The 13,371-nt window shown below is 58.9% G+C and carries 8 protein-coding genes, 2 rRNA genes and 2 pseudogenes; 4 read left to right on the top strand and 8 right to left on the bottom strand.

Annotation, left to right across the window (positions count from 1 at the left end; genetic code table 11):
- Positions 1-81, top strand: a 5S ribosomal RNA gene (rrf, locus tag IEQ42_RS27870); the annotation flags it as partial.
- 105 nt (positions 82-186) lie between these two features.
- A 5S ribosomal RNA gene (gene rrf, locus IEQ42_RS26985) occupies positions 187-302 on the top strand.
- Between the two features lie 73 nt (positions 303-375).
- Here the strand turns inward: rrf (IEQ42_RS26985) and IEQ42_RS26980 are convergent.
- From IEQ42_RS26980 to IEQ42_RS26965, 4 genes and pseudogenes are all read right to left on the bottom strand, one after another.
- Positions 376-621: pseudogene (locus IEQ42_RS26980) on the bottom strand (PepSY domain-containing protein); the annotation flags it as partial.
- Between the two features lie 150 nt (positions 622-771).
- Positions 772-3,276, bottom strand: a complete 2,505-nt coding sequence (locus IEQ42_RS26975) for a TonB-dependent siderophore receptor (protein ID WP_210706168.1) — start codon at positions 3,274-3,276, stop codon at positions 772-774.
- 87 nt (positions 3,277-3,363) lie between these two features.
- Entirely contained in the window at positions 3,364-4,365 is a 1,002-nt protein-coding gene (locus IEQ42_RS26970) for a FecR domain-containing protein (RefSeq protein ID WP_210706167.1), read from the bottom strand.
- The gene (locus tag IEQ42_RS26965) at positions 4,365-4,865 is read right to left on the bottom strand and encodes a sigma-70 family RNA polymerase sigma factor (RefSeq protein WP_042557015.1); all 501 of its coding nucleotides are present in this window, start codon (positions 4,863-4,865) and stop codon (positions 4,365-4,367) included. The genes IEQ42_RS26970 and IEQ42_RS26965 overlap by 1 nt, the downstream gene beginning before the upstream one ends.
- Before the next feature lie 329 nt (positions 4,866-5,194).
- Between IEQ42_RS26965 and IEQ42_RS27840 the strand changes: the two are divergent.
- Positions 5,195-6,220, top strand: a pseudogene (locus tag IEQ42_RS27840) (HAMP domain-containing protein); the annotation flags it as partial.
- Positions 6,221-6,289: 69 nt separating this feature from the next.
- Positions 6,290-7,075, top strand: coding sequence for a methyl-accepting chemotaxis protein (locus tag IEQ42_RS27835; protein WP_371262348.1), 786 nt, complete (start codon positions 6,290-6,292; stop codon positions 7,073-7,075).
- 135 nt (positions 7,076-7,210) lie between these two features.
- On the opposite strand, the gene IEQ42_RS26955 is transcribed toward IEQ42_RS27835, so the two are convergent.
- The 4 genes from IEQ42_RS26955 to IEQ42_RS26940 are packed head-to-tail and all read right to left on the bottom strand — an operon-like array spanning position 7,211 to position 12,809.
- Positions 7,211-7,678, bottom strand: a complete 468-nt coding sequence (locus IEQ42_RS26955; RefSeq protein ID WP_210706165.1) for an SRPBCC family protein — start codon at positions 7,676-7,678, stop codon at positions 7,211-7,213.
- Positions 7,679-7,700: 22 nt separating this feature from the next.
- Positions 7,701-11,096: an amino acid adenylation domain-containing protein gene (locus tag IEQ42_RS26950; RefSeq protein WP_210706164.1), complete on the bottom strand. Its 3,396-nt coding sequence runs from the start codon at positions 11,094-11,096 to the stop codon at positions 7,701-7,703.
- 10 nt (positions 11,097-11,106) lie between these two features.
- Positions 11,107-12,036, bottom strand: coding sequence for a diiron oxygenase (locus IEQ42_RS26945; RefSeq protein ID WP_210706163.1), 930 nt, complete (start codon positions 12,034-12,036; stop codon positions 11,107-11,109).
- Positions 12,033-12,809 (bottom strand): DUF3050 domain-containing protein, encoded by a 777-nt coding sequence (locus IEQ42_RS26940; protein WP_210706162.1) that lies wholly within the window; start codon positions 12,807-12,809, stop codon positions 12,033-12,035. The genes IEQ42_RS26945 and IEQ42_RS26940 overlap by 4 nt, the downstream gene beginning before the upstream one ends.
- Between the last annotated feature and the right edge of the window lie 562 nt (positions 12,810-13,371).

The following is a 13,371-nucleotide window of genomic DNA, read 5'->3' as shown; positions in this document are numbered from 1 at the left end:
CATCCCGAACTCAGCAGTGAAACGATGCATCGCCGATGGTAGTGTGGGGTTTCCCCATGTGAGAGTAGGTCATCGTCAAGATTAAATTCCGAAACCCCAATTGCGAAAGCAGTTGGGGTTTTGTTTTAGTAGAAGTACCCGTTTTTGCTGTCTCGTCATCGTGTTGACGGGCCAGTTATAGAATTTCTTGACGACCATAGAGCGTTGGAACCACCTGATCCCATCCCGAACTCAGTAGTGAAACGATGCATCGCCGATGGTAGTGTGGGGTTTCCCCATGTGAGAGTAGGTCATCGTCAAGATTAAATTCCGAAACCCCTGTCTGCTAACGCAGACAGGGGTTTTGTTGTTTCCGAGCCTATAAAAATCAAACCATCAAGCTGCTTTGCGAGCCTTGCTGATACGTCGAGCCTGCCACTTGCGCCACCAGATGTAGACACCAGTTGCCGATAAACCCGCAATCAAAACGTCTGATACCGCGATCATCACTTGGCCAGTAAACCCGATGATCCGTCCACCATGTATCGGTGACTGCAACCGATAAAACCGATCTCCCAACGTTCCCTGGCCTGCAATTTCCCGCCCTAGCAATCGCCCATCCGTACCGTGAAAGAACAGCCAGAAACAATCAATCACCCAAGCAACGGCAACCGACCCCATCAGCAGCAGTCCCCAGTTGCCGGGCAGCGCGCATGAAATGTTTCCCCACAGATACGACAAAACCAGCCCCTGAACATCCGGGACTGGCTTTTTTATGCACAAGGTAATGGCTTAGAACTGATAGCTGACCGTGGCTGCCACGTTGCGCTCTTCGCCCATGTAGCAGAAGTTCAGGCTGGCGCAGGATGCCACGTAGGACTCGTTTGTCAGGTTGTTCGCGTTCAGGCGTACGTCAACGCCCTTCAAGCCGACTTTGCCCAGGTCGTAGCCAATCGACGCGTCGAACAACGTGTAGGACGGGACCTTCACGGTGTTCTCCGCGTCCGCCCAGCTGTAGCCGACATAACGCACCCCGCCGCCCAAGCGCAGACCATCGAGTGCCGCACTGTCGAACTTATAGTCAGCCCACAACGACGCCATGTGCCGAGGCGCTTGGGTCGGTGAATTGCCTTTGTTCTCGATCACGTCGGTAGGGGTGCTCAGCGTGCTGACCATCGACTTCGAATACTCGATATCAGTGAAGGTGTAACTGCCGAGCACTTTCAGGCGATCGGTCAGTTGCATGTGCGCTTCCAGTTCCAGACCCTGAGAGCGGACAGCTCCTACAGCGCGGTAGAAGTTTTCCTGCGGCAGTTTGGTCGCCAGGTTTTCCTGATCAATGTGGAAAAGCGACGCGGTAAACAGGTCGTCAGTGCCCTGCGGCTGATACTTCAGGCCTACTTCCCACTGCGTGCCATCAGTCGGGGCTAACGGATTGCCCGCGCTGTCGGCATAGGAGTTCGGGTTAAACGACTCGGAGTAGCTGATGTAAGGCGCCAAGCCGTTATCGAACAGGTACAGCGCACCGGCGCGGCCAGTCAGCTTGGTGCGCTGGTCTTTGATTTCGTTGCCCACGGGGCGCCCGGCCTCGGCGATGCGGTTTTCGTCAGACGTCTCAACCCAGTCCTGACGCAGACCCAGCGAGAAGCGCCATTTGTCCATCTCGATCAGGTCTTGCAGGTAAACGCCGGTTTGCTCCAGGCGACGCAGGTAACTGGTCTTGCCGTAAAGGTCGATCGCCGAGTTGCCATACACCGGATTGAACGCGTTGATCGGTGCGAGGCCGCCGCTGGTCCAGTCGACCACGGTTTTGCGCCGCTGATAATCCGCCCCCATCAGCACTGTGTGCTTGGTCGCGCCGGTAAAAAATTCGGCCTGCAGCATGTTGTCGACGATAAAGGCATGCAGGCGCTCGTCACCGCCCGTGTAGTAGCGGTTCAACTCGTTGCTGGTCGGCGACGTCCAGCCATAGGCATAGACCTGATCCATGTTTACTTTGGAATCGAGGTAACGGAAGTTCTGCCGCGCCGTGAAGACATCGTTGAAGCGATGTTCGAACTGATAACCGAACGATTGCTGATCACGGGAATAGCCATCAATGCTCGGCTCGCCCTCGAAGAAGTGCGGCGAGATCCGCTGACCATTACGCTGATGAATCGTACCGTCGGCGGGCACGCCACCGTGGTAGCCGCCATCCGGATCGTGTTGCAGATACGCCTGTAGCGTCAGTGAGGTGTCTTCAGTGAAATCAATGCTGAGGGTCGGCGCGAGGGCGAGGCGCTTTTCCTTGTTGTGGTCGAATTGTGTGTCGGACTGATCCGACAAACCCGTCAGACGATAGGCGATACGCTTGTCGTCATCGACCGGGCCGCTGAAGTCAAAACCGACACCGCGCTGGCCTTGCGTGCCGACCGTGGCTTGCACCTGGTGATACGTCTCGTACAACGGTTTTTTACTGGTCAGCGCTACCAGACCACCCGGCGAGCTGCGGCCGTAGAGCACCGACGACGGACCTTTGAGAATGTCCACGCGCTCAAGGAAATACGGATCGACCTGCATGGTGCTGTAGGTGCCGCTGTCGCCCATCGACTTGAGGCCGTCGAGGTAGATGTTATCCACCGAGCCGTCGTTGAAACCGCGCATCGCCACGTAGTCGTAACGGTGCGTGGCGCCATACGGATTGGTCAGCACGCCCGGTGTGTAGCGCATCGTTTGCGAAACCGTTTGTGCGCCCTGGTCATCCATTTGCTCACGGGTGACCACAGACACGCTTTGCGACGTTTCACGCAACGCGGTACTGGTCTTGGTGGCGATCTGGCTGTGAGTGGCGTTGTAGCCGTCCATACTGCCCAGCGCATTGCCGAGCGCGAAGCCTTTGATGTCCGTGGTCGGCAAGGCCAACGCTGCGGTTTCTGCGACCGAACGCAGAACATAGCTGCTGCCATCCTGACTGACCGCTTCGAGCCCCGAACCGCCGAGCAAATGGCTCAAGGCCTGATCGGTCGAGTATTCGCCCTGTACCCCCAGGGATTGCTGCCCCTGAGTCTGCTGTGGGGTCATCGACAACGTGATGCCGGCCTGGCGCGCGAACTGATTCAGCGCGTCACCCAACGGCCCGGCGGCAATGTTGTAGCGATGGCTGACCTCATTGGCACTGGCAGTGGCCGCCAGGCTCAGGCTCGGTAACGCACCAACGCCCAACGCAGTGGAGAACAGTGCAGCCCGAACGGCGTGGCGCAGCAGGCCCGATTCGGCAGTGGAATTCAGAGGGTTCTTACAGGTGGTACGGACAGTCATTTCAGGTTTCCGTAGGAAGTCGCGAAGGCTGAGTTGAAGTGCTTACTGACTAAGCCGGACTTGCTGCGAAAACCCGCCAAAAAAATTTCAGACTGCGGCTTCCAGGGTTACCCACCAGCGAGTGCGATAGCGCAGGTGCACCGGCAAGGTCTGCGGCAGGATTGCTAAAAGTTTGTCGGTGTCCTCCAGACGGAATACGCCGGACAGACGCAAATCAGCCACATCCGACGCGCAGCTCAAAAAGCCCTGACGATAACGACCGACCTCAGTGAGGAAATCGCCCAGACGCATATTGCGCGTGACGATCAAGCCGTCGGCCCAGGCGCCGACATCCATATTCAGCGGTGGCGCCGCGCGCACGTGATGGTGATCGATCAGATAACTCTGCCCGGCGAGCGCCTCGATCGAGGTGCCGCCAGCGTTAATGGCAACACGCCCACTGGTGACGCTCAGTCGCGTGCAATCGCTGTCCTGGCGCAAAACGAACCGCGCGCCCTGCGGCTCGTAAACGCCATGACGACTTTGCACACGCAGCGGCCGTTCGAAGGCTGAGCCCTCGTCCGCGCCGCCGCAGGTGACGAGAATTTCGCCGCGAGTGAGTTTGATCAGCCTTTGCTGCGCGGTGTAATCCAGATCCACCGCACTGGCGGTGTTGAGCTCGATCCGCGTGCCGTCTGGCAACTGGAATCCACGCCGCTCGCCCGTCGCGGTGGCGTAATCGGCGCTCCATTGCTGCCAGGGCGAGGCGTCCTTGGCCAGCCATGTAGCGGAGCCCAGCAACAATGCGCCAGACAACAGCTTCAACGCCTGGCGCCGGCCCAAGCCCTGCGCACTGTTTTCCAACGTATTCAACGCCACTTGCGCACCCGGCACCGCGCGCAGGTTGTGGCTCAATTCGGCTTGCAGCGATTGCACCCGTTGCCACGCCAGTTCATGTTCATGATGCTCGGCGCGCCATTGTTCGCACTGGCGACTCAAGCGTGAATTACCGTGGTTGTTGCGCAGACGCAGCAGCCAGTGAATCGCCTGCTTGACCACCTGTTGCTGGGGCTCGGCGCGGCGGCCGAGGGATAACTTGTCCACAGGCATCAGCTGTCGTACCGCAGCACATAGCAGTGATAGAGCGCATCGGCGACGTAGCGCTCGACCGAACGCAGCGATAATCCCATCTGTTCGGCGATCTGCTTGTGCGTCAAACCTTCGCACTGCGCCAGAAGAAACGCCTGACGCACTTTTGGCTTCAATCCTTCAAGCATGCGCGCGATGCTTTCCAGCAGTTCGATCACCAGCGCGCGGGCTTCGGCGCTCGGCGTTTCGGCCTCGGGCAGATGGGCGATGGTTTCCAGATACGCACGTTCGATCTCTTCACGGCGCCAGTGGTCGATCACCAGGCCGCGCGCGATGGTCCGCAGGAAGGCGCGAGGGGCCTTGAGTTCGAGACGTTCGGTGCGTTGCAGCAAGCGTACAAAAGTATCTTGCGCCAGATCCGCCGCATCGGCCGCGTTGCCGAGCCGCGCGCGCAGCCAAGCATTCAGCCAGCCGTGATGACTACTGTAAAGCGCCTGTACTGCAAACTCAGGTGAGGACATGAACGCGCCAGCCCGAACGACACAAATGATAATTAGTCGCATTTTTATCAAGGGCAGGAAATTTTGCAACCTTCCCTCGAAGAACGCTCATAGAAAACACGGTGGCGACAGCTCTGGCACGCCGTTCGGCGGGAATCCGACATTAATGCCATCCATTTCCCACACAGCCCTAAGATTTCTCCGAAACGTGCCGACAGACTGGTGAGACATGCGTGCACCAAAGTAGAGTGGCCATCAGAACGCTGCCTGCCAGCTATTGGATATTTGGAGCTACATGGAATGTTGCATCCCCGAACGCATACCCACTTTTGCATAAGAAGTCCCATGAAATGAATCTCAAGTTCAGCCATAAAATCCTGTTGGCCGCCTCGGGCGTCGTGGTCCTGGCTTTCGCTTTATTCACCCTCTACAACGACTATCTGCAGCGAAACACCATTCGCCAGAACCTCCAGTCCTCCGTGCAGCAGGCCGGCGATCTGACCGCCAGCAGCGTGCAGAACTGGATGAGCGGGCGGATCCTGGTGCTGGAAAACCTCGCGCAGAACGTTGCCCATCAGGGCAAGGAAGCCGACTTCCCGGGCCTGGTCGATCAACCAGCCTTCACCTCGAACTTCCAGTTCACCTACGTCGGCCAGGCCAACGGTGTATTCACCCAACGCCCAGACGCGAAGATGCCGGACAGTTACGACCCGCGTCAGCGCCCTTGGTACAAGCAAGCAGTGGTAGCCGACAAAACCATGTTGACGCCGCCGTACATGGCCGCTGTCGGCGGTCTGGTGGTGACCATTGCCATGCCGGTGAAGAAGAACGGCGAGCTGATTGGCGTGGTCGGCGGTGACCTGAGCCTGGAAACCCTGGTGAAGATCATCAACTCGGTGGACTTCGGTGGCATCGGCCATGCGTTCCTGGTCAGCGGTGACGGCCAGGTGATCGTCAGCCCGGACAAAGATCAGGTGATGAAGAACCTGAAAGACATCTACCCGAACTCCAGCGTCCGCATCGAGAAGGGCAACCAGAACGTCGTGCTCAACGGTCAGGAACGCATCCTGTCGTTTACCCCGGTCAGTGGTTTGCCCAATGCCGAGTGGTACATCGGTCTGTCGATCGATCGCGACAAGGCCTACGCCGCACTCAGCCAGTTCCGTACTTCGGCGCTGATCGCCATGTTCGTGGCGGTGGGTGCAATTGCCGTGTTCCTGAGTCTTTTGATCACCGTGCTGATGCGTCCGCTGATCACCATGGGCCGCGCGATGCAGGACATCGCACAGGGCGAAGGTGATCTGACTCGTCGTCTGGCGGTCGAGAGCAAAGACGAATTCGGTGAACTGGGCAGCTCGTTCAACCAGTTTGTCGAGCGGATTCACGCGTCGATTTCCGAAGTGTCTTCGGCGACCCGCCAGGTGCATGATCTGTCGCAACGCGTGATGGCTTCGTCCAACGCTTCCATCGTCGGTTCGGACGAGCAAAGTGCGCGCACCAACAGCGTCGCCGCCGCGATCAACGAACTGGGTGCCGCCACTCAGGAAATCGCCCGCAATGCTGCCGATGCTTCGCAGCACGCCAGCGGCGCGAGTGAGCAGGCTGATGACGGTCGCCAAGTGGTGGAGCAAACCATTCTGGCGATGACCGAGTTGTCGCAGAAGATCAGCCTGTCGTGCACGCAGATCGAAACGTTGAACGCCAGCACCGACAACATCGGCCACATCCTCGATGTGATCAAAGGCATTTCGCAGCAGACCAATCTGCTGGCGCTCAACGCCGCGATTGAAGCAGCACGTGCCGGTGAAGCCGGACGCGGTTTTGCGGTAGTGGCGGACGAAGTGCGTAACCTCGCCCACCGTACCCAGGAATCGGCGGAAGAGATCCACAAGATGATCACGTCGTTGCAGGTCGGTTCGCGTGAGGCGGTGAGCACCATGAACGCCAGCCAGGCGTCCAGCGAGCAGAGCGTTGAAGTGGCCAACCAGGCCGGTTTGCGCCTGGTCAGCGTGACCCAGCGCATCGGCGAAATCGACGGCATGAACCAGTCGGTTGCGGCCGCGACTGAAGAGCAGACGGCGGTGGTGGAAACCCTCAACGTCGACGTTAACCAGATCAACATGTTGAACCAGCAGAGCGTGGCCAACCTCAACGAGACGTTGAAGGATTGTGATGCGCTGTCGCAACAGGCCAATCGCCTGAAGCAGTTGGTGGACAGCTTCAAGATCTGATCACGTTATCGTTCATCGCGGGCAAGCCCGCTCCCACAGGTTTTTTGGCGAACACAACATTTGTGAACGACCTGGACCCTGTGGGAGCTGGCATGCCAGCGATGGCGGTAGTTCGCCCACCGCTCAACTCAAGCCCTAAACGAACAGCTTCAACACATTCCCCATCGCATCATCCGCAAACCCCTGCACAAAATCCTTGAACCCCGGCAATGCCTCCGCCCCTCCACTGGCCGGCTCGGCAATGATCGTCCAGGTCGCCCGCGACTGCCCTTCGCCCAACGATTCAACCTTCATCGCCGCCCAAAGATTGGCCACGCCCAGCGTGTTGTAGATCGTCGTCCAGGTCATGCTTTGCGCCTGCTCGTCGCGGGAGTTGAGTTGCTCAACCACCACGTTGCCATCCTTGAAAAATTTCTTGCGCAGCGAGGACACACCCTCACCGGTCATCTCGATGTGTGACAGCGCCGGAATGAAACGGTCGAAACCGCCGAAGTCGCCGACCACCGCCCAGACTTGCGTCGCGTCTGCTGGTACTTCAACCGAAGACATGACGTGGCAGCCGTGCGGGTTTTTGATCAGGGTGTCGGGTTGCAGAGGGTTCATGGTGTTGCTCCTTTTTGATGAACTAGATGAAGTTGATTTCTTTCAGGTAATCGCAGCCGCGGCGCAGCAGCGCCGGGGATTTTTCCGGGTAATGCGCGCCCATCTGCCGCACGCCGGCTTGCGCGTTGGCGTGGCCGATCAGAGAGATGTCGCCGATGTCTTCTTCGAAGCCGTTGAGGTAAAAACCGAGCACGCCGAACAGCGCGTTGTCGGCGTCGACCCGTCCCAGTTGTTGTTGCCAGTCGGCGACGCTGACCAGCGAGAACTCGCTGCCGGTATCGCGGAACGAGGCGACGTAGGCGTCCCAGCTCAGAGGCTCGGGGTTGTGCAGGTTGAACACCGCCCGTTCCGCCGAGTAACGGCTGGCGTGAAAGGCGATGAAGCGGGCGAGAAAATCCACCGGCATCAGGTCGAAGTTCAGTGCGAATGCAGGCACCTGGCCGAGCTGAATCGAGCCTTTGAGCATCAGCATCAAGCGGTTTTTGTGCGGCTGGCAGACGCCGCTCAGGCTGTTGAAGCTGATGTTGCCGGGGCGATACAGATTGACCCGTACGCCAAGCGTCCGCGCCCGTTCGAGGATGCGTTCGCCAACCCATTTCGACAGGTTGTAGCCGTTGCGGATGTAGATCGGTGGCGTCGGCGCGGCAGGCATTTCCAGCACCCGACCCGCGTCGTCGACCGTGCTTGAAGCCGACAGTGTCGAGACAAAATTGAAGACCTTTTTGCTGCGCCCTTCGCACAGGCGCAGCAGCTCGAAAATCGGCTCGACGTTGTCCGCTGCCAGAGACTCGTAATCGAGGACGTGATTGACGTTGGCCGCGTTGTGCACCAGCGCACCGAACTCACTTTCCAGCCGTTGATAGTCGTTCTCCCCCAGCCCGAGTTGCGGACGCGTGATGTCTGCCGCGTACACCCGCACCCGACTCAGATCCAGATGTTCCAGCCGGTTTTCGCGCAGTGCCTGAGCGAAGCGCTGCGCCGCTGTTTGCCCGCCCCCGTCGCGCACCAGGCACGCCACTTCACTGGCGCCCCAACCGAGCAGCGCCTCGACGATGTGCACGCCGACAAAACTGTTGGCGCCGGTGACGATCACCTTGTGCACATCGCCCATGCGGCTGATTGGCAGCGGTTCGATGTCCAGCGTACGCTCGGCGTCGGCCATGGCCTGGGCGCTGAGTACGGCGCTGTCATCGGTGCCGCGCACCAGCGTGGCAAGTTTGATGATGGTCGGCTGTTCGATGAAGCGATTGATCGAGATGCTGCGGCCGAATTCCTCACGCAAGCGCAACAACATGCGCGACAGCAGAATCGAGTGACCGCCGAGATTGAAGAAGCTCTCGTCGGTGGAAATATCGCTGGTCGGCAGCTCCAGCAACTCCGCCCAGATCTCCAGAAGCAGCGCTTCGTCTTCATTGGCCGGCAGGCATTTCGGGCCGTTGTCCTGCACGCTCACCGGTAACCCCAGCAGCGCTTTTCGGTCGACCTTGCCATTGCTGGCGAACGGCATGCCCGGCAGCTCAGTCCACGCCACGGGTTGCATGTAGTCCGGTAAAAACTGCTGGGCGTGGGCCTTCAATGCGTCGCGGGCAGCGTCCGTTTGCGGCTGGGCGAGAAACGCCAGAATCCGTCGCTGACTGTCGATCACCACCGCCACCTGTCGGTACAACTGGCTCTCGCGCAGGCAGCGTTCTATCTCTTCCGGCTCGACCCGAAAACCACGAATCTTCACCTGATTGTCGCGTCGCCCGCACAGCTCGATGCCGTGCTCGCCCCACTTGGCCATGTCGCCACTGCGATAGGCGCGCAGTTGCTCGCCGCCCGGCAGGTTGAGGGTCAGATAGCGCTCGGCGGTCTGCTGTGGATTGTTGAGGTAACCGGGGCAGACACCGGGTCCGACGATGAACAATTCGCCGACCGTGTGCTCGGCCACCGGTTGCAGGTCGTCATCGAGAATCAGCACCTGGCTGTTGGCGATCGGTGCACCGAGCGTACGATTGCTGTCACCCGGTTCGAGCTGCCGCGCGGTGATCAAAACCGTGGCTTCAGTGGGGCCGTAGAGGTTGTGCAGTTCGCCTTGGCGGGTCAGTTGCTCGATGACGAACGGCTCGCAGACATCGCCGCCGGTCATTACCTGTTGCACGCCTTGCAGTTGTTCCAGCGGCAGGATGCTCAACAGCGCCGGTGGCAGGAACGCGTGTGTCAGTTGTCGGCGGCGAATCAGTGCGACCAGTTGCAGTGGATCGCGCCGTTGCGTGTCGTCGGGCACCACCAGTTCGGCGCCTTCGAGCAAGGTCGGGAAAATGTCGATCAGCGACGAGTCGAAGCTCAGCGAAGAGAACTGCAGTACCCGGCTCCTGGTGTTGAGTTGTGTGTAGTCGGCGTACCACGCAGTGAAGTGCGCAAGGTTTGCCTGACTGAGCAACACACCCTTCGGATGCCCGGTGGTGCCCGAGGTGTAGAGTGCCATGCACGGCGCGTCGAGTTCGGGGCGCTGGCGCATTAACGGTTGCGCGATGTCTGCGTCGGCCCTGTCGATGTGGCTGACATCCAGCCCCGGCATCGATTCGCTCAGCGGGTGCAAACCGTCATGCAGCAACAGCAGCGCCCCAGCGTTTTGCAGAATGTATTGCTGGCGCTGCAACGGATGGCTGGGTTCCAGCGGCAGATACAACGCTCCACTGCCGAGAATCGCCAGAATGGAGGCGAACAGCGCGGGGCTTTTCGGTAAACAAATGCCTACCACCCAAGGCTGTGGATGCGGGTCGAGCAGGGCCTGCAAACGCTGTTGAATCGCCTGGCTATGCGCATGTAACTGTCGATAGCTGATCGACTGCTCAGCGAGGTGCAGCGCCGGCCGATCGGCGTGGCGAATCAGGCTCTGTTGCAGACGCTCGATCAGCGGAATTTGCGCCTGTTCCAGCAGTGCGGCATTCACTGTGGCGTTAAGGCGATGAACGTAGGCAAGGCTGTCGAGAAACTGCAGGTTTTCCAGCCGCTCGTAATCCGGCGCCGTCACCGCAGCGGCATACCGCAAGTATTCCGGGTCGCGGGAGTAGCGGCTGACCAGCAACGACACTTCGTCCACCACGTGCATCAGCACCCTTTGGCGCAATGCCTGCCCGTTGCCCGAAGGCTCATCGCCAATCGGCACGCGGCTGATCAATGTCGAGCCGAGAAAGCACAGCAGGTCGATCGACGGCAGACCTGCATTGCTATGCCCACCGAGCCCCAAGCGCAGATGCAGGTGTGGGATCGCGCAGAAGTCGCCAGCCGCAATGAAGCCATCGTCAATGATCAAATCCACCGTCGATTTCGCTGCGCCGCTGCGATCCAGAGAGTGACCTTGCTGTTCAAGTTCCTGCGCCAGGTCGGTCATCGCCTGGCTGGCGCCAATCAATAAAATATCGAGACGTTTCATGTCGGCCTCCTCAAACCAGGTAATCGCGCAGGGCGTGTTGCACGCACGGTGCGTCGAGCAGCGAGCTGTTGTGGAAAAACTTGATGATGTTGCCCACCAGCGGGTGATGGCGATTGATCGGGAAGGCCAGACCGGTCATCTCTTCCTTGAGCGAAAGGCGCGTCTCTTCGCTGACCTGCAGGGCATCGATCAGGCGTAAATCGAAGGATTTCTGGATGTCGTTGGTCAGGTAATGGCCGATGAACACCGGCAGGATGTTCGCGATGGCTTCACGATCAGCCACGCTCGCGGTGTGCCAATAGATGCGCACCATCCGCGCCCAGAAACTGGAATGACGACCCTCGTCGAGCAAATGGTCGGCCATCAGGCCTTTGATCGACGGCTTGACCGTATCGTCGCGGGCGAACGCCGCCACGTCGCCGGTCACGGTGTTCTCGGCGATGGCCACGCAGATCAGTTCCACGGCGCTGCGCAGATGTTCCGGCGCCAGCGCGACAGCGGCGGGAATCGCCCGGCTCAGTTCGATTTGATCCGGCAAGCGGATCGGCTCAATGCCGGTCATGGCGACCGTCTGCTGCATGAAATCCATCGCCACCAGCGCGTGGTAATCCTCGTCGACCACAACGGTCATCGCGTCGTAACGACAGGCGAACGGGAACGCTACGGCGAAGCGGTTCTTGGCAATGCTGCGCGCGGTCTTGTCGACGATTTCGGTCTCGAAAATCACCACGTCGTTGATGAACTTGTACAGCGTCTGCACCAAGGCGAAATCACGTTGCTGCGGGCATTCACGCAGAAAGGTTTCGCTGAGCACCAGTGGTTGGCGACTGAGCGGATAGATCAGACGCTCGTCGTTTTCCAGAACGCGGCGCGGGCGCGTGCGGATGGTCGCGCGGCTTTCCCAGACATCGGCAAAGGACTGATAGTCGGCGGCGTTCATTGGGCAACCTCCGCCAACGGCTCGCGCATGCTCACGCGCAGGCCATCCCACAGGGCGATGCGGCTTTCGACGGCGGCGATGGCGCTGGCGTATACCTCGGCCTCGCGTTGCGGATCGCCATCGACCAGGCGCTCGAGCAACTGCTCTGCCGCCGGGCCGTGATCCTCGGAGTCGACCTCGATGTGCCGCTCCAGGTAATAGCGAAAGGTCGGCGCGTGCTCGATGCCAATGCCCCAGTCGTCGAGGATGCGCTGGAACATGGTCGGGATCACACTTTCGCGGCCATGCAGGAACGCGGCGGCAACGCTGTGCCCCGGCGCATGCAGGGCGGTGCGCAAGGTGTCACGGACGAATTGGGCAGCGGCCGGATCGACGTCGACACTTTGCAGCGCCACGTCATAACTCACGCCTTCCTTTTGCAGCGCGACGAAGCGTTCCGCCGCCGAGGTGCTGGCGCCGACTTCGCGCATGGCATCCAGATACAACTCGAAATGGCTGTAATGACCGTGGCTCAGACGATCGTCGGATTCCTCTCCGAGGACAATCTCGTTGATCAGGCGTGCAGCATGCGGATCACGCGGCGGCAGCCAGGGCAAACGGGTGCAGGTCAGTTCCTGTTGCAGGCGTTTGGTCAGTGACATGAAATCCCACACGGCAAACACGTGGCTTTCCATGAAACGTCGCAAAACAGTCATTGAATCAATTTCGGCAAAAATCGGGTGAGCGCTTAGCTCGGCTTTTTTCAGGGCAAGTTTGTGCTTTGTATTAGACATGACGGGGCTCTATCCTTGATATGAAATGGACAATACGTTGTAACTTCGCAATCAATGGCGCGTCGGCTCGTTAATCTTTTTTTCAGGCGAACAGTGACCTCGTGCAAGTTAATGCAGTTGAACTAAACGTATATGCGTAGGGCACGTTAGTCAGGCGGGGTATCGCCCTTCATTGGTCCTGCTGTGGGTCTATGTCCGCCAGGAGAGGAGATCTCAAGCTCGGCGGAGAAAAACTAATACATTGGAAAACAACTTAACAAGTATATTTTTGATTATTTTTAGTTGTCGTGTTTTCAAGTGCGAGAGTGTTCGATAAAACTCTTCGAGTAAGTTTTATTCAGGCGAAGTTGCTCCTTTCGGTCAATAAAGACCAAAATCGAATAAACAGAGTGAATGCCTCACTCGAAGCAACTTTTAAATTAAAAAAAATTGAAGTTGTTTAAGGAAACTCTGAAAAAGGCTTCCAGATTTGGTGAAATACCCGCCTCACAGGAATCGAACGGTTGAGTCCCGATGAAACAGATGTCCTTCGCCGATGCTGAGTACGCCGGCAAACGTAAGC

The organism is Pseudomonas iridis (assembly GCF_017980685.1).
GTDB classification, from domain to species: domain Bacteria; phylum Pseudomonadota; class Gammaproteobacteria; order Pseudomonadales; family Pseudomonadaceae; genus Aquipseudomonas; species Aquipseudomonas iridis.
Note: the sequence above shows the minus strand (reverse complement) of the source record. Positions and strands in the feature narration are given on the sequence as shown.